The sequence below is a fragment of the Pirellulales bacterium genome (assembly GCA_035546535.1).
In the GTDB taxonomy this organism is placed as follows: domain Bacteria; phylum Planctomycetota; class Planctomycetia; order Pirellulales; family JACPPG01; genus JACPPG01.
This window is the reverse complement of sequence record DASZWQ010000069.1, coordinates 50,381-68,435: the sequence shown is the minus strand read 5'-3', so window position 1 is coordinate 68,435 and position 18,055 is coordinate 50,381. Positions and strand designations below refer to the sequence as shown.

The following is an 18,055-nucleotide window of genomic DNA, read 5'->3' as shown; positions in this document are numbered from 1 at the left end:
TGCGGCCGCCGTGCAGCCGGAAATGTTGACTTCGCCACAGACCTCATTGATACTGCGATGCACGCCCTTCGGCAGGCCATTTCGGATCGCTCCCACGGCCGGTCTGTTTCGCCATCGCCTCGACATCGCCCACTCGGATAGAAGAATCGATGGCCCCGGAATCATCCGTCGCGGACGCCATCGCGACCGTGTCGCGGCGCACGACGCGCGACAAGTTATGGGCAGTTGCCTATATCGTGCTGGGAGCGACCGCGGTCTTGTTCGCGATCTCTCAATTGTTTCTGCTGCCGGTATCTCACGACGAGTTGCATTACTGTCACACGGCTTGGCTCGCCCATCACGGAGAAAGGCCGTTCACCGATTTCTTGTTCCACAACTCGCCCGGGACACTGTATCTACTGCGATTGTACGGGTTGTGGAACGCGGACTTCAGCGCCGAAATCATGGTGTTCGGCCGGGTCGTCTGCACCGTGTCGTTGCTCGCGACCGCCGCCATGCTGGTTCTCTTGGGCGAAAGATTGTACGGTTGGCGGATCGGCGTTCTGGCCGGGGGGCTGGCGTTTCCGCTGATGGTCGTTCCCTACAATGCCGAGACATTTCGCAAGCAGCATTGGTCGCTGCGCCCTGAAATCGTCGGTATGCCGCTCGCGTTCGTCTCGCTTTATCTGACGCTTCGTATTACTTCCGCAAGTCATCTCAAAAGGCCCTTCCTCTCTGGTTTTCTGGCGGCCGCTTGCGCGGCGGTGGCGATCTTCTTTTCGCCCCGGTTCTCGTTCCTGTGCATCGGCTTGGCCTTGGTAGTGCTGGTGAATCTGCGCGGCATCCCGCGCGCGACGATAGCGGGCATGATTGTCGGAGCGTGCATCGCGCCAGGGCTTTATCTGGCGACTGTTGGAATCGCCGACACGCAAACCTGGATCATCAAGTACACGGCGGTCGTTCGCGATCCGTCGCAAGGCCGCTTCGATTGGCTTCGCATGCACATCGGGAAGTTCATTCTAGTCGCATCGTCGATCCAGGCCGCGTTCTATCTGTGGAGGGCGCCCAACAAGAGTTTCCGTGACCTGGCGATCGTGCAGCTGGCATTAATGTCAGCGGCCGTGCTCGAGCCAAAGCCGAGCTTCGCGAGCTGGCAGATGGGCTTGCTGACCGGATCGCTCCTCGTTTCGTACCTGCTCGTCGTGCTGCTGGAATTGCAGACCCTCGCGGCAACGGCGGCTTTTGTCGTCCTTTTCGCCGCGTTGTGGCTCTACCCTGCGCGCGCGCTACGGAACAATGTGCGCCTCTTCCAACACCCTGAATTGATGCTCAGCGAGCAGGTCGCAGCGAGCAATGCCTTCGGCCGCGCGCTGGGAGATGAAAAGGGAGTTTTCAATCCGCAGAACCATCCCGTCGTGGCTCACGACGCGTCGTACTTCTGGACGCAGTTTCCATTGTTACGACGGGCCTTGGCTCAGGCGGAAATTGACACACCGCCGCTGCAATTGATCGAAGAGTGCCTGCGCGATCCTCCGGCAGTCATTAGCAAGGACGACCTGGAGGTCACCGCGGCATCAGAGGACGAACGGCGCGCTATCGACGACTTGCTCAAAGCGCGCTATAGGCAAACGGATAGCGGCTATTTCGTCCGCAACGATATGCTCGAGCGGCTGGCCCTCGTGATGTTGCCGTGCACTCGCTGACACTCTTCAGCACGTCACATAGGATCGATCGTCCGGCAAGCTCGGGTGTTGTTATCGCCACCGCGCCAGTAGCGCGACAATCGCCACGGCGGCCAAGAGCACCGTCGACGGTTCGGGCACGGGAACCGAGGCCGTTCCGCCGCTGAAGCTTGACGCCGAATGGCTCGTTGACACCCCCAGTCCATCTGTTGGCCTGATCAGGCAACGATTGCGGCTGGTCCAGTCCCGCCCGCGATATTAAACTGAAGCTGTTCGAACAACGCCTGCGATATGATCGCGACCACCTCGGGAGAACGACCGCCAATGTTAGGCGCCAAGCTGGAAGTCGGACCGTACATCGATCGCCTGCACAAGGAGATCGATCGCGTCGATCATGCCGAGATTCGCCAGATGGCGGACCTGATTTTCGATGCCTGGCACAACGAGAAGTTCGTCTTCATCTTCGGAAACGGCGGGTCCGGCACCACCGCCTCGCACTTTGCCGAGGATCTGGGCAAAAGCAGCCTCCACGAAAAGGACCTCAAGGACGAATCCAAGAAGCGGCTCAAGGTCCTCAGCCTGACCGATAACCTCGGCTGGATCATGGCCGTGGGCAATGACGTCGGTTACGACCAGATCTTCGTGCAGCAGTTGATGAACTATGGGAGCAAGGGGGACCTGGTCCTGGCGATCAGCGGATCGGGCAACAGCCCCAACGTTCTGGCCGCGGTCGATTGGGCCAATCGCCACGGTTTAAAGACGTTCGGCCTCACCGGATTCGCCGGCGGCAAGCTCCGCAGCATGGCCCAAGCCGGCCTGCACGTCCCCCTGGACGACATGGGCATGGTCGAGAGCATCCACCTGTGCGTCTTCCACTGGGTGCTCAACGACGTCTTCGCCCGCATCAATAATGAGGGGCGTCATTCCAAGAACGGCGCGCCGGCGGCGAGCAGCAAGTAGTTGTTCAAAGCGTTGTCGCATCCGAGAGGTGGCAGCGTGTTCCGACCGGGCGTCCTTGCATGGCTTCTGTGCGCAGTCGTCGCCATCGAACGGCACGTCCTTGCCGATGAAGTCGCAAGCAAAGCGGCAGCCCCGCCATCTGCAAATGTCGATAGCGACGGCGACCCGCTACCGGGCGGCGTGATCGGTCGGCTCGGCACAAAGCGCTTTCGGCCGACGCATGAGGCCAAAGCGATCGCCTTCCTGCCAGGAACGCACGTGCTTTCGTATCTGACTGCTGACGGTCGGCTCGAGCGTTGGGACACCGACACGGGAACGCTCGAGCGATCGCTGCGCTTGTACGATCCCGAAAGGGAATACTTCACGTGCGCCGCCGCGACCGCCGACGGACGATTCTTCGCGGCACCAGGATTGACATGGCGACCCGATGAACCGCCCTCCTCGACCTGGCTAGCGCTGATCGAATCCGACACCGGTCGAGTGCGCTGGCGGCAGGATATCGAGGGATTTCTTGGCAAGAACATAGCCGTCTCACCAGACGGACGCACGATCGCAGCTTCCACATTCGCCGACGGCGAACGTCGCCTATCCGTCTCCGACGTCGCGACGCAATCGATCATTGCGCATCGAATCATCGACAAAACGAACATCGAGGCGCTCGTGTTTTCGCCTGACGGCGAGACAATCGCGATTGGTACGACGTTCGGCAAGGCACAATTATGGAAGTGGCAAACGAAGATGGAACCGCGCGAATTCTATGTCTCGAAAAGACCGCCGCGGGGTCGTCAAATCCTTTCCTTGGCCTTCTCGCCAGATGGCCAATCGCTGGCAACCGGCGGCGATGTAGCAGGTATCCGGCCGGGCGTGTCGATCGTCGACATCGCCAACGTCGACAAGATTCTCGATTTGGGCGTCGAAGGAGTCGGCCGTTGGTACCCAAAATCGGTCGCTTTTTCACGCGATGGGCAATTCCTGGCCGCGCCGATTTACACTCTGGAGGTTCGTGCCGGGGTGGCCGTATGGGATACCGACAGCGGTAAAGTGATACACCGGTTCCACGTTCCCTGGGCCGCGTTCACGCACGTGCAGTTTTCGCGCGACGGCAAGCGGCTTGCTGCCACAAGCGACTCGCACCCGAACATGATCGTCTGGGATCTGCCAGGCGGGGAGCGGTTGGGCCGTCGGCTGCCGGGACATGAACTCAATCCGCGATATCTGAAGTTCTCGCCTGCCGACGATCTGCTCATCACGGCCAGCGAGGATGCTTCGATTCGCGTGTGGGATGTGACGACCGCCCGCGAGCTGCGCGTTATGCGCCACGATGATGGTCAGACGGGTGCGCGGTGGATACGCGCGATGGACGTTTCGCGTGATGGCTGCATCATTGCCTCCTCAGGCCTCGACAACACCGTGCGTCTTTGGCAAACCGACACGGGCAAGGAGCTTTGGCGATCGACTGGACACGGCCGCACGGGAGGGCACCGATCTCTGGCCTTCTCACCGGATGGAACGACGTTATTGTCCTGGGGCGATGATTTGAAGCTGCGTCGCCTTGATGTCGCCGATGGCAAGGAATTGATGGCTACTCGCCTGATTCCAGACGGCGCCCCTCTGCCCGCGGACCCGGAGAAGATTGCCGCCGGCAACGAGCCGCATTTATTCGACGGAATGTTTTCGCCCGATGCGACCAGGTTCTATATGGCGCTGGGCGATTTCACCTATGAATTCGACACCACGACAGGCCAAGAACAGGGTGGGCACTTTGGCGTCAGCATTCGGAGAGAACGCGTCGATGTATCGCCCGACAATCGGTGGGAATTATCGCAATCGTATGGCCAACAGGGGACGAATGAGCATCCGGTTGTGCTGTTAGACACACAGGATCGAAATCGGATAAGGCAGGCCGCTTTGCCGGGTCGCCACGCCGGACCGGTCGCGATCTCGCCCGATGGGCGTTTCGGCGCCGCGGGTTACGGCGGCGATAATCCGGGCGTGCGGATATTATCATTGCCAGGGCTACAAACAGTCGCGGAACTGCCGGACTTGGATGCCGAGCCAAAATCGCTGGTGTTCTCGCATTCTGGTAAGCTCCTGGCCATCGCTACGGCCGATACCAGCGTGCTCATCTGGCGATGCGACGCGAAGTAACGCAACCGGCACGAAGTGTGCCCCCTTCTGCGACGGCCTTGCGCGCCGGGACCAACTAAGGTAACTTGCTCCGTATCTGCGAGGTAGATTTCGCGAGCGCAATCGTAGGATTCCATTTATCTCCCGAAGCCACCATGTTCCTCGGCATTGAAATTGGCGGTACGAAGCTGCAACTGGGCGTGGGGAAGCGAAGCGGGCCGCCGCTCGTGAAGCTTGTTCGGCACGACGTACGTATCGAAGACGGCGCCCAGGGCATTCTCAAACAAATCCGCGCCGCGGCTCGCCCGCTTGTGGCGGCGCACGATGTCGAACGAATCGGCGTCGGCTTTGGCGGGCCATTGGCGGCCGACGGACGCCGCACGGTGAAGAGTCACCAGGTAGCCGGCTGGGACAATTTCCCCCTCGCCGACTGGTGCGAAAAGGAATTAGGCGCGCCGACCGTACTGGGGAACGACGCCGATCTGGCGGGCCTGGCCGAAGCTCACTTTGGCGCCGGTCGCGGTCATGATCCTATCTTTTACATCACGGTCGGCACCGGCATCGGTGGCGGATTCATTGTCGACCGGCGCATCTATCGCGGCAGCGGGCACGGCGCGGCCGAAATCGGTCATTTGCGACCAGGACTAGACGCCGTCGACTCGCAGGCAACGCTCGAATCGCGCGCCGCGGGGCCGGGCATCGTGGCCACCGTGCGACGGCTCATTCCCACGGCCGCAACGTCCGACGTCGCCGACCTGAGCGCGCGCACGGACGACGATCTGGAACTACTGACGGCAAAGACGATCGGCGAAGCTGCGGCGGCCGGTAACCAGTTGGCCCTGGACGGCCTCGGCGAATCGCGCCGCGCGCTGGCCTGGGCCATCGCACAAGTGATCACGCTACTATCGCCCCCCGCAGTGGTGATCGGCGGCGGCGTATCATTGTTGGGCGAGAAGCTATTCTTCGCGCCGCTGCGTGCCGAGGTCGAGCGCTACGTCTTTCCACCATTTCGCGGCACGTACCAGATTCTGCCCGCACAATTGGGCGAAGAGATGGTCGTATACGGAGCGCTGGCACTTGCTGCGGAAGCAGATTCACCACGGAGGCACGGAGACACGGAGAAAAACTGATAAGTGGGGAACGAAGAGACTCCAGCCCACTCATCATTCATCAATTTGCATTCTGCATTTCCTCGCTTCACTGCTCGTCCGTGTAGACGCGCGTGCTTTCTTCCTTCGTGACCGGCGTGCGGATTTCGTCGGTGATGATTTGCACCCGCACCCGCACGTCGCCGGGACCGCGTCCTTCGGCCTTCACGCGATAGGTCGTGTCAGCCTTCGGAGCGAGTTGCGCCAGCGGCTCGAACAGCACCCGCTGGCCGTCGATCGTGAAGCGCGCCGGCCCTTCGGCCGACGTCGGTTTCAACTCCTCGGGCAGAAGCGCGACGACCTGTACGTTCGAGGCGGTCTTTGTGCCTTGATTGACGACACGGATTTCATAGCCGGTCTCGCCGCCCACTTCGACCGGATCGGCCAGATCGACGACTTCGAAGTTGATCGCGGCCACGCCTTCGACCAGGATCGTCTTTTCGTCCTGAGCCGCCAGACCGCGCTCGGCCGAGCTTTCGATGCGCACCACCTGCTCGCCGACCTCGACCGGAACGGTCGTCAGCGTGACGGTTCCCGTCTCGTTGGCTGGCAGCTCTTCGAGCGACCATTGCACGCTGCGCGTGCGCGGATCGTATTGGCCCGCGTTGTTGGCCTCGACGAATTTCAAGCCGGTCGGCAAATAGGTGACCAGCGAAACGTCTTTGGCGGTGGCCGTACCCGGGTTTGACATCGTCACTGTATACGTAGCCTGGCGATCGAGATAGCGACGCGTCGGACCTTCCATCTTCACGGCCAGCGACGGCGCCACGGCTTCGAACTCGGCAACCTGGTCGACACGCAAGCTCCCTTCGCCGATGGCCGACAACGTGTTCTGCACCCGGCCCGCCTTGACGGCGCGCATCTTCAGGTCCAGTTGCCGGCTCTCACCCGGCTTGAGCGTGCCGACTTCGTATTCCAATTCAGGGCCGGCCGGATGCTGAAGCGTGTCGGGCACGACCTCGCGCACGACGACGCCCGTGGCTGCGCCACTACCTGTATTTTTGAGCGCGATCGACAAGATGATTTCCTCGCCCACGAGGACTTCGCGCGCATTCTTCACGTCCATCGTCAGGACCGGTTTCGTGACTAGCGTGCGCACCGACGATTCAGCCGCGAAATGCACAGTCGCCACGCTGCCGATCTCGCCTTCGGTGACGGGCATCAGTTCCAGTTGTACCGTGGTTTCCTCGGCCGGCTTGAGCGAGCCGAGCGTCCACACCACTTCGCCGTCCGCCGCTTCGGCAGCGTGCGGCGTGGTGCTCAGAAGTTGCGTTCCCTTGGGAATCGTGTCGTGGATTTCGACGCGCGTCGCCGGGACGGCGCCGGTATTGCGCACTTTAATCGTGAACACGGCCGGCTTGCCGACTTGCACATCGGTCGGGGCAACTTTCTCGATCGTCAGGTGCGGCACCTGTGGTCCTTCGAGATGGCGTCCACCTGGGCGGCCTTGACCTTCGCCGGCGCTTGCGCTGCCGGCGGATCGCGGACTGTTGGCCGGCGGGGCAAAGTTGCCCGCATCCGTGGCTGGCGCAAAAGCCTGCCGGTCGTTGTCCGAACCCTCGGGCAAGAGGGCTGGTTCGAGGGACTGTTGCGCGGCGCGGCTATAACGCGACGCCGCAGCGGCTGGCGCAGGTTCTGCTTCGGGCTGGCCGGGCAACGCAGCCGGTTCTTCGGGCAACGCATTATCGAACGAAGCCTCCGGCGGCGCGTTGGCTGGCGCCTCGGGTACTGCGGCAAACGGATTGCCGGGGCGCGGCGGAGCCAGCGTCGGCTGTGGTTCGTCAGCCGCGGAGCCACGCGCTTCGCCAACGTCATCTGGCGATTGCGCGGCTGTCGCACCTTCGTCATAGGTCAACGGGCGAATGTCGCCGCGGCCACCGCGGCCGGTCCGACCCGCGGCCTGCTGCGCGTCGTAGCGGCGCATGGCTTCGGGAGCCGGCGGAATGGCTTGCGGATCTTCGGGCTCGGGCGTCCATTGGGCGCCGCGGTCGGCCGGCGCGGCCGCTTCGGGCGGATAGTGCGAATTCCAGCGAGAACCGGTGAACGGATCGCCGGCCGGCGGTGCGGCACCACCAGTTTGCGCGGCTCCGCCGGCCGGCGTTGGCGACTCCTCCGCGGCCGTCTCGAGCACCGTCGGCTGCGGCATCGGCTTGACCGTGCGCTCATCGACGATGAAAGGAGCGGGCTCGCCCGTCGTGGCATCACTATCCGCCGTTGCCGCGGCGTCGGCTTGCGCGGTGCGATGACTGCGCTGCGCTTCGACTACGGCATAAGTGCCCAGCGACATGACCGCGGTCAATGCCGACAAACGGAGAAGCATCCGCTTCATGGCTCGTCTCCAACGAAATTCGAGAAGTGAGCCGAACGCTCGTCTTTCCCACGTCGTGCGGTCAAGAAGTGATGACAGGCCGCACGTGCGAGCTACCTCGGGCGCACAAACTCGCGCAGCCGTAAACGGCGCAAGCGCAAAAATGAGCACACGAGAATTGGGAAAGGAGATTCGACGGCGGTGTAGTACCAAAAGCGGCAGAGCGCGGAAAGAGCAATTGTGCTAGCGGATTGAAGAGCCGGAACGAGCAGCACCGACGGCGGCAGGGTCGAATCCATTACGCCCGTGCTGCGCGACAAAGCTAACGACGCCGTAACCTCATGCGATTCACGAATTTGTAATTATGAACTACGACCTTTGCGTGGTACGTATTAACGCCAGCGAAGCGTCGCCGTCGCATCGAAGTGACCGCGTGCTTGTGCGGCCTGGCGAAGATGAACCGGCGATAGCAAGACGAGGAGCAGCGGTGTCGCAACGAAGATCTTAGCCAGCCCCGGGGGCTGGGGAGGCAGTGATGCGGCCAGCGCAGGGATCGGCGTGTGGTACGGGCAAGTCGCGGCCAATGATCGCGACCGCTATTTGCTTTCTTGCCTCGGCCGGCTTCGGATGCAGCGTATCTCCCTGCGATGCTGGCGAAGCGACCAAATCCGATATCACGCCTGCGAAACTCGTGCGCCTGGCCCTCGAAGCTGAAGCGGCGGGCGATCTCGTAGGGCGATCGCGCTATCTGGCCCGGGCCCTGGCGGCCGATCCCGATTACGCCCCCGCCCATTGGCAGTTGGGCGAAATCCGCCGTGGCGACCAATGGGTCGAGCCGATCCAGCTTGCTCGCGACGAGCAGCAGGTAGCGAAGATGAGCGAATATCGCAGGCTGCGCGACCGCTCGAAGGAATCTCCCCAAGATCAAAGACGGCTCGCAGAATTCGCGGCGCAGGCCAACCTGCCCGAGCAGGAGCGTCTGCACGTCGAAAACGTTTATCGCCTGTCGCCAGACAAATCCCGAGTTAGCGCCCCGCTGCAATTGGTGCCCTATGGGGAGCGCTTCGTCACGGTCGCCGAAAGCTCCGCGCTGGCCGCGAAAGCCGCCCAAGCTCGATCCGCAACAGCGATTTGGGTGCCGCGGCTGGTCGCTATGCGGAACGACATCATGAACGGCAGTGTGACCGCCTGCGAGAAGGCGCTCAAAGAATTAAAGGCGATCCGCGACCCCGGCGCGATTCCTGCGCTCGAGGCGGCGACGGGCCTGAGTTCGGCCGCGGTAGGTCGTGCCGTGGTCGCAAGCCTGGCCGAGATACGGGCGCAGCCGGCAACCGTCTCGCTCGTTCGCCATGCCGTACTGGCCCAAGATCCCCAAACCCGCAGCGAGGCATTAAACGCGCTCAAGTCGCGATCCGTCTATGCTTACGCGCCGATGCTTCTGTCGTACATGCAATTGCCGATCGAAACGCGCTTCGACACGTTCTTCCTGGACGACGGTCGCCCGGCGCATCGGCTGTCGCTTTTCCAAGAAGGACAGTCTCAAAGCTTGTCATTCGTGTCCGAAGGCGCGCTGGTGCAGCGCATCAGCGTTCGCGAAAACGGCCTATTGCCGCGCCCCCTCGGCGCAGTTGACGAAAGCCTTAATGCCGACCGGCAACTGGCGCAAAACACGGCCCAGTTCAACCTGCTACAGGAACAAGTGAACAAAAGGGCTGGCGCCGCGCTGCAATCGCTCACCGAAGAATCACTGCCCCCGCAACCGCGTCTGTGGTGGGAGTGGTGGGCACAATACAACGAGATGTACTCGCCGACGAACAAGCCGGTCAGCTACATGACGCGCACCTCCGGGACGGCGCCCGTCCAGTACCAGATCCGCTACCACTCGTGCTTCGTGCCCGGCACCGAGGTGTGGACCATGAGCGGACCTCTACCGATCGAGGATATCAAGGTCGGCGAATTTGTCCTTTCCCAAGATGTCGACTCCGGCGAGTTGGCGTATAAGCCAGTAACCGCCACCACCGTGGGGCCCCAAGTCCGCAAGCTCGTCGAGATCGCTGTCGATGGCGAGTTGATTCGCTGCACCTACGGCCATTTGTTCTGGGTCTCGGGCGTTGGTTGGAAAATGGCTAAAGAGCTCAAACCCGGCGACTTGCTGCATACCACGAGCGGACCGCTGCCGATCGACAGCATCGAGATGCACGGAAAGGCCGTGTGCCACAACCTGATCGTGGCCGACTTCAATACCTACTTCGTCACCGACCAGGCGTTCCTGGTACACGACATCAACGTGCGTGGGCCGACGACCGCTACGGTGCCAGGCCTGGTCGATGAAGAGGAATATCGTGAGGCGCCGGCGCAGCCTTAGGGCAGGGGTTGCGCCGGTTTTATACGTCACGCTTCGTTTGCGTACGATATGCTCCGGCGCCTGCGTCGCCATGCGGTACAAGCCCGAAGCGCCAGCGAGGGGCAGAGTCGGACGACTGTCGAGAGGTTGCGCACGTCCTTCACCGGGGGAGCGACGTGCGAGCGCTGTGGACGTAGCCACCGGTGAGATAAGGTTCTCTACGGCCTGTCCTTTCCAGTCGCCGCTTCTTTCGCTTTGCGGTCAGTAACGATTTTTTGTCTGCCGCGCATGCGACCTTCCTTTTTGTAGATCACTTCCCACTGATCCTCGTCCGCTTGCGCTTGATCGAGCGTTTCGCCTTGCTGGGCAAGCCAAGCAACAAGCGCATCAAATTCGGCAGCCCCGTCGGGCGGAAGGTACTGGAGAACGCGTTTCTTTTCGAAGAGCACCCAATGAACCAGCTTTCGTTCCCCATTTGGCTCGTACAAATGCGGATCGGCACCGGCCTTGAGTAGAACGAGTGCCGCGCCGAACTGCTGACTCTTGACCGCCGCCATGGCAGGATACGTCAAATGATATTCGCAAAAGCGGTTCAATTCTGGCTTTTTCGTTAGCAACAACGCAACGCGGTCCTTCATGTCGAGAAAACCGTGCTGCGTAACAATGTCGAGCGGCGCCTCGCCGGTCTTCTTGTCGATCAGATCCGCGTCACCGCCATGTGCGAGAACCAACTTCAAGTATTCAATCACCGGCGAGCGGCTGGCCAGGTGCGTGACGGATTGCCCGCCGTGGCAGCCCCGGTCTAGAAGCGTTGAGCCACCGATTGGATGGGGATGGAACGCTCGCTGTCCCAGCCCAAAATCGGACTCGATGTAGACGTTGGGATTCGCGCCGTGCCGGAGCAGGCAAGCGAAACGGTCTAGCTTGCGGTCCGGAAAGGCCCACAGTAGCGGTGTCATGCCGTCTTTTCCCACGGCGCTAACGTCGGCGCCGTCGGCAATCACACGCTCGATTTCCTTGATGTTATTGTCTTCAATGGCGTGGCAGAGTGCGATAACGGCCGGATCCTGGAAATAATCTTCGGCTTTCCATCCGGCCTGGGCGTGCCAGCGCATCTCGGGCGCAAGTTCGTCTTCAATCTGTCGCATCCGTAGAGCGGCAGCCAGACGCTTATTGCCCGCATCTTCGTATTCCATAGCGACTTCAGGCGTACGCGGAGCGCCAGGAAGAGTCTGCGAATCGATCCGCTGAATGACCAAGTCTGCATTCTTGCGCTCTTTGGTCAATCGAACATACTCGGCATTTTCTAATAGCTTGGTATTGGGAGTCAGCACCTTTATCGCCTTCTGATGGACGCGCGTCACCAGAGCGGTTGCCGCCGGCTGGCCCATTCGCGGCTTATGCTCCCACCCGGGCTCGTAGTCTTCGCCAAGGTACGGTTTCCATTTGTCGAGTAGCTGAGCGGCCTTGGCCTGGGCACGCGCGTCGTTTTTTAGCGCCGGGGCGACGCGCGTTCCCACGCTCATCGAAAGCGCGGATTGCAGCGTCCCGGGGCTGTCTCCGCCTGTCTTAAGCGGTGGAAAGACTTGTTTATCGATCTCGAAGCGAACCTGCGCGGCGAAAAAGAGAAACCCCGCCTCTTCGGTGGACCGCGCCGCGGCGGCCGCCTTGAGTAGCTCGAAACAGTTCATGCGATCGTATCTTTCGCTCAGATTGGCACCTGCCAATCCTGCGGAACATTTCGAAACAGAGCAGACAAGCGCGGCAACGATAAATGCTCGTCGATAGCGTGACATTCGTCTCTCCAACTTATCTCGATCGTTGCTCTAAGCAGAATTTGTGACGATGTACCACGAAATCCGTCATTTGCTCGTCGGTGTCCAGCCCAACTGCTCATCCAAAAACTCAAACGTCCCTACGCCGTGGATCGTGTGTGGGCCGTCGAAGAATTCGATCGTCGTGCGCTCGGGAATTTTCAGGTCGGCGTACAGCAGCCGCACCTTGGCGTACTCATACGCCACCGTGTCGTCGGGGGCCACGCCGTCGCGATGGCCGCGTTCGACCATGAACGGCCGCGGCGCGATCAGCCCGGCCATGTCGGAGTAGTTGAACGTATTGCCCAGGTCGAACTCGAACATCTCGTACTCGCCCGTGTGCAGGTAACTGTACGGGCTGCGGGCCGAGGTATTCTTCCAGATCCACTCGTTGAAATCGGCCGAGCAGATCGACAGGCAATACTTCTCCACGATCGAGGGCACGCGCATCGCCGTCTTGCCGCCGTACGAGAGCCCATAGAAGGCAATGCGCTTCGGATCGACGAAATCGAGCGAGGCCAGCCAGTCGACCGTCTGCTCGTGCTGCGGCACGATGATCGAGAACAGCGTGCGGCCCAACGGGTTGGCCATACGCTGCAAGACGCGAAAGCGATCCTGAAAAATGTACGGGTTCTGCGGCGCGTAAGTGACGTAGCCGCGCTTCACCAGTTGGATCGCGTACTGGTTGTAATGGTGGTCATTCACCGACGGATCGGCGACCGCCTGCGGACGCCCTTCCAGTCCATGCTGACAAACGACGACCGGCCGCCGCTCGCCCGGCTTCAGGTCCTTGGGCACGAGCAAAATGCCGTACGCGAACACATCGGGAAACACGTCGAGCATCACTTCGTAGCCGGTGAATTCGGGCTGGTCGAAAATCTTGCGCGTGCGCGGGTTCGCCGGCTCTTTGGGCACAACGAAGCGGCCGATGACCTGGTCATAGAAATACTTGCGATACCAGGCGGTCGATTCTTGCCATTCTTCGATCGACCTGCGGCTGGCCTTGGACCAGAACTGTCGCCGCGTCTCCTCGGACTGCGCCAACAAGTCCTGCGTGAAATCGACCAGTTCGTCGAATTGTCGCTTGAGGCGCTGCGGATCGGGCTGTCTGCGCACGACAGGCGCCGGGCCCAACTCGGCCACTTCGGCATCTTTATTCAGGTAGTGGAGAAACGCCTCGAGCGTGCTCTCGCTCCCCGCTGGAAGGACATTGTCGGCCCCTGGCCCTCCCATGAACGTAAGTGGCCCGTGCATTGCCGCGGGGAGTTTTGCGACGCGCAATGCCTCGCGCGTTGATGCCAGCGGATCGATCTGCGTCAGCTTGCCCGGCGCGGCGCCGCCGCCAACACCCTGCGCCGGCTTGGGCGGACCGGCGATCTCCGGCACGCGCGACGCTTCGATCACCAGCGCCCGCGGCGCGATGAGTGATGCGATCTCGGCGTCGCCGAATTCGCGCAATAGCGAAAAGACGTTGCGGTAGATCGGCTCCTCCCACACCCGATCGCGCGGGCCGAAATATCCGCTGACGCACGCAACATCAACGCGCGTGTCGAGCGCTGCCGTATTGAACGCGATCAGCCCTCCTTCGGCATAGCCCATGATGCCGATCGGGCGCTTCTGCTCGTTGCGTTTGGCATCGGCCGCGAAGAAGTCGACCAGGGCGAGCATCTTCTGCACTTCGTAGCCGATGATGTGCCGCCCCAGTTCATAAGCCTGACGATAAATGAACTCGCGATGCGGCTGGTTCGTCGGACGCGTGCCGGCCGCGCCGACGGAATACTTGTTGTCGCGGTCGATCAGCACCGGCACCACGACACGGCAGCCGCTTTCAGCCAGCCGGCGCGCGAACTGCTGCTCGGCAGGCAACGCCTTGTCGCCCGTCACCAGGCCCGCAATCATTTCCGGAGTTTGATCAGCGTCGGGAATGGCGATGACGTCGGCGATCGGCGTCTCGCGCGTGGGATGCAAAAGCAGCCCCTCGCCGTACACGCCAGGGAGCACCGGCCAGCGCACGGCCAAAGCCTCGAACTTGAGCGAGCCGCCCACGAGCGCTGGCTGGCTGGTGGTCGCGATGATCTCCAACTCATCGCACGGCAGGCGACGATCGACCGCCCCGATAATCTTGGCCAATCGCTCACGGTTCGGCTGGACCGAGGCGTTGTATTTCTCGGGCGAAGACGTGTCGCGATCCCAGAACGCCGCGCGATGTTCCGGCGCCTGCTCGATCTGCCTCAGCAGGAAGCGGTCGATCCCCTCGACCATCGCCGAGGCCAGATCCCCCTCGACCGTAAGCGGCTGCGTGCCGGCAAGTGGTTCACCGGCCGTCGCGGCGCGGGCGACCGCACACACAGTCAAAAGCAGCGATGGAACAATTGACGATCGCAGGGTGGGCATCGAATCAACCTCGGCAAATTGTGGGCTAATTGCGGCGATTGGACGCGGTGCGTGCGGCGCATTCTGCCGCGTTGCCGGGCATCGGAACGCGGCCTATTATGGCAGGCTAAGATCAGGCCGGCACGAACGTACCGTTTTCGGTTGTGTTGGTCGGCGGCCCGCATGGCGATCGTCGGCATGCTCGCCAGCCGCTGCCGGCATTACTTTATTTGGGTTCCACGCAAGGAGCAACAATGAGCGGTCACACTCGGCCTGACCGGCGCGAATTCCTCAAAATCGCGGGAGCCGCCGCGGCCGGCGCCGCACAACTTAGCTCCCTCGCCATCACGGCCGAAGCCGCACCACCGCCGACGAAAACCACCGGCATGAAGAAGGCCGTGAAGTACGGCATGATCCAGGCCGGCAACACGGTGAAGGAAAAGTTCCAGCTCCTCAAGGACCTGGGCTTCGACGGCGTCGAGATGGATAGCCCCAGCAAGCTCGATCGTGACGAAGTCTTGCGCGCCCGCGATGAAGTCGGGCTGCCGATTCATGGTGTCGTCGATTCGGTGCATTGGCGCGATACCCTGTCGCATCCCGACCCGGCAGTCCGGCAGCGCGGGCTCGAAGGGCTGCAGACCGCGCTGCGCGATTCGAAATACTATGGCGGCACGACGGTCCTCTTGGTGCCGGCCGTGGTGAACAAGGAAGTTTCGTACGCCGATGCCTACACGCGCTCGCAGGCCGAGATGCGCAAGGCCCTTCCCTTGGCCAACGAGTTGGGCATCAAGATCGCGCTGGAAAACGTCTGGAACAATTTCCTCTTGAGCCCGCTGGAGGAAGCTCGCTACATCGACGAACTCGATTCGCCGATGGTGGGCGCGTATTTCGACGTCGGCAACGTGCTACGCTACGGCTGGCCCGAGCATTGGATCACGACCCTGGGCAAGCGGATTCTGAAGCTCGACATCAAAGAGTTCAGCCGCAAGAAACAAAACGACGAAGGGCTCGGCAAGGGGTTCGACGTCGAGCTGTTGGAAGGCGATTGCGACTGGCCAGCCGTGATGGCCGCCCTGCGACAGATCGGCTACTCGGGCTGGGCCACGGCCGAGATTCCCGGCGGCGGGCGCGACCGGCTGGCCGAGATCGCCCAGCGGATGGACCGGATTTTTGCCAGCTAACTGGCGGCACTTGGGGCAGCCGGGACAGGAACAATGCCCCGCATTCGAGCGGCCGATTTGCACAGAATCACGCCCCTTGACTGAAACCAGCATGGCCAAGAAGGGGTAATTCCGAAGAATACTGCGGGGGCAAGCCGGTCGGCCCGCGCGCCAAACTGGCGAAGCCGGGGAAAGACTTCCGCACGGTCGACTGTTTACATTTAAACGCCGAGCTTGCTCGGCGCTGTCCTTAGCAACGAACCAGGGCCAAAGCCTCCGCACGGTCACCGGAAAGCGAATCGAGGAAAGTAAACGATGACAAGGAATCGGATTCTTCTGCTGGCCGGCCTGCTAGCGCTGGGCATTTCCCCGGTCGTGGCCGATGAGGTCAAGCAGGATAAGGAATTGATCGGCCGCCAGGCGCCGGCCTTCACGCTCCGCGATCAGTATGGCAAGCCGCACGCCCTGGCCGACTATGCCGACCGCAAGTTGGTCGTCTTGGCGTTCCTGGGCAACGAATGTCCGCTGGTGAAATTGTACGCCGGGCGGCTCGAGCAGATCGCGCAGGAGTATGGCCCGCGCGGAGTGGCGGTGCTGGGCGTGAATGCCAATCGGCAAGACGCGCTCACGGAAATGACCGCCTTCTCCCAGCAGCACAAGCTGACGTATCCTCTGTTGAAGGACGCGGGCAACGTCGTGGCCGACGCGCTGGCCGCGTCGCGCACACCGCAGGTGTTCGTGCTCGATGCGTCCCGCACAGTTCGCTACGCGGGCCGCGTCGACGACCAATACGGCATCGGCTTTCAGCGCCCCAGCCCAACACGCCGCGACCTGGTCGCGGCGCTCGACGAGCTACTTGCCGGCCATGAAGTGAGTCAGCCGGTCACCGAAGCGCCAGGCTGCTTGATCGGTCGCATGACGAAGGTCGAGCCGCAAGGCACCGTGACCTATGCGAATCAGATTTCGCGCCTGCTGAACGAGCGCTGTGCCAACTGCCATCACGCCGGTGACATCGCTCCTTTTCCCATGACCAGCTACGACGAGATCGTCGGCTGGGCCTCGACGATTCGCGAAGTGGTCGAAGAAGAGCGGATGCCCCCCTGGCACGCCAATCCCGCACACGGAAAGTTCAGCAACGACGGACGACTAAGCGCCGCCGAGAAACAGTTGATCTACGATTGGGTCGACAATGGCTGTCCCGAGGGTAATGCCAAGGACCTCCCCACGCCGCCGCAGTTCGCCGAGGGATGGCAAATCCCGCAGCCCGACCAGATCGTGTACATCCAAGAGAAGCCGGTGAAAGTGGCGGCGAAGGGCGTGCTCCCGTATCGGTACTTCCTGGTCGATCCGTTCTTCAAAGAGGACAAATGGATCAAGGCCATCGAAGCCCGGCCGGGCAATCGCGCCGTGGTGCATCACATCATCGTCGGGTTTTCGAAGCCCAAGGAGCATCCGCGGCTGGGGCTCGGGGGCGGCTCGCTCGTCGGATATGCCCCTGGGATGCCACCGGCCAAATATCCCGAAGGCGCGGCGATGTTCGTGCCGAAGGGTTCGAAGATCTCGTTCCAGGTTCACTACACGCCCAACGGCACCGAGCAGCTCGACCGCAGCTCGGTGGGGATCGTCTTTGCCGATCCCAAGGAAGTGCGCGAGCGCGTCGATGGTGACGAGGCCGCCAATACGCATTTCCGCATTCCCGCCGGCGCCGACAATTTTGCCGTCGAGTCGCGGCACCATTTCCACAAGGACGTACGGCTTGTCTCGATGACGCCGCACATGCACATGCGCGGCAAGGCGTTCCGCTACGAAGCGGAATATCCCGACGGCCGCACCGAGATTCTATTGGACGTGCCGCGGTACGATTTCAACTGGCAGATGCGTTACGACCTCGCCGTGCCGAAGCTACTGCCCAGCGGCACCCGACTGCACTGCACGGCCCTGTTCGACAACTCGGAAAACAACCTGAGCAACCCCGATCCGAAGCGCAACGTCGGCTGGGGCGAACAAACCTGGGACGAAATGATGATCGGCTACTTCACCACCTTGCCCGGCGAGTCGCCGGCTCCGGCGAACAGCCAGCCGATGGCAGGGCAGTAGCTGTCTTTGATCGTCACGTAGCGGGCGCCCCCGAACCGCCCGCTGGACGCCGGCCGGGTGAAA

11 protein-coding genes are annotated in these 18,055 nt (G+C 61.9%); 7 read left to right on the top strand and 4 right to left on the bottom strand.

Features of this window, described 5'->3' with window-relative positions:
* Window positions 1-149: 149 nt before the first annotated feature.
* Window positions 150-1,682, top strand: coding sequence for a hypothetical protein (locus tag VHD36_09510; protein HVU87548.1), 1,533 nt, complete (start codon window positions 150-152; stop codon window positions 1,680-1,682).
* Between the two features lie 51 nt (window positions 1,683-1,733).
* Here VHD36_09510 and VHD36_09505 read toward each other — a convergent pair whose 3' ends face one another.
* Complete coding sequence (locus VHD36_09505; protein ID HVU87547.1) at window positions 1,734-1,856, bottom strand: PEP-CTERM sorting domain-containing protein; 123 nt, start codon at window positions 1,854-1,856, stop codon at window positions 1,734-1,736.
* Between the two features lie 129 nt (window positions 1,857-1,985).
* Here VHD36_09505 and VHD36_09500 point away from each other — a divergent pair, with 129 nt between their 5' ends.
* The 3 genes from VHD36_09500 to VHD36_09490 all read left to right on the top strand — a co-directional run bounded on the left by VHD36_09500 (window position 1,986) and on the right by VHD36_09490 (window position 5,878).
* Window positions 1,986-2,621 carry an SIS domain-containing protein gene (locus VHD36_09500; GenBank protein ID HVU87546.1) on the top strand — a complete coding sequence of 212 codons (636 nt, stop codon included), beginning with the start codon at window positions 1,986-1,988 and terminating at the stop codon, window positions 2,619-2,621.
* A gap of 258 nt (window positions 2,622-2,879) precedes the next feature.
* Window positions 2,880-4,769 (top strand): WD40 repeat domain-containing protein, encoded by a 1,890-nt coding sequence (locus VHD36_09495; GenBank protein ID HVU87545.1) that lies wholly within the window; start codon window positions 2,880-2,882, stop codon window positions 4,767-4,769.
* A 134-nt stretch (window positions 4,770-4,903) separates the two neighbouring features.
* Window positions 4,904-5,878, top strand: a complete 975-nt coding sequence (locus VHD36_09490) for an ROK family protein (GenBank protein ID HVU87544.1) — start codon at window positions 4,904-4,906, stop codon at window positions 5,876-5,878.
* 67 nt (window positions 5,879-5,945) lie between these two features.
* On the opposite strand, the gene VHD36_09485 is transcribed toward VHD36_09490, so the two are convergent.
* Window positions 5,946-8,225 (bottom strand): hypothetical protein, encoded by a 2,280-nt coding sequence (locus VHD36_09485; protein HVU87543.1) that lies wholly within the window; start codon window positions 8,223-8,225, stop codon window positions 5,946-5,948.
* Between the two features lie 562 nt (window positions 8,226-8,787).
* Between VHD36_09485 and VHD36_09480 the strand changes: the two genes are divergently transcribed.
* Window positions 8,788-10,569 (top strand): polymorphic toxin-type HINT domain-containing protein, encoded by a 1,782-nt coding sequence (locus VHD36_09480; GenBank protein HVU87542.1) that lies wholly within the window; start codon window positions 8,788-8,790, stop codon window positions 10,567-10,569.
* Between the two features lie 197 nt (window positions 10,570-10,766).
* Here VHD36_09480 and VHD36_09475 read toward each other — a convergent pair whose 3' ends face one another.
* Complete coding sequence (locus VHD36_09475) at window positions 10,767-12,239, bottom strand: hypothetical protein (GenBank protein ID HVU87541.1); 1,473 nt, start codon at window positions 12,237-12,239, stop codon at window positions 10,767-10,769.
* 171 nt (window positions 12,240-12,410) lie between these two features.
* Window positions 12,411-14,756, bottom strand: coding sequence for a dienelactone hydrolase family protein (locus tag VHD36_09470; GenBank protein HVU87540.1), 2,346 nt, complete (start codon window positions 14,754-14,756; stop codon window positions 12,411-12,413).
* A 233-nt stretch (window positions 14,757-14,989) separates the two neighbouring features.
* Between VHD36_09470 and VHD36_09465 the strand changes: the two genes are divergently transcribed.
* Window positions 14,990-15,916, top strand: coding sequence for a sugar phosphate isomerase/epimerase family protein (locus VHD36_09465; protein HVU87539.1), 927 nt, complete (start codon window positions 14,990-14,992; stop codon window positions 15,914-15,916).
* A gap of 294 nt (window positions 15,917-16,210) precedes the next feature.
* Complete coding sequence (locus VHD36_09460) at window positions 16,211-17,992, top strand: redoxin domain-containing protein (protein ID HVU87538.1); 1,782 nt, start codon at window positions 16,211-16,213, stop codon at window positions 17,990-17,992.
* Window positions 17,993-18,055: the final 63 nt, after the last annotated feature.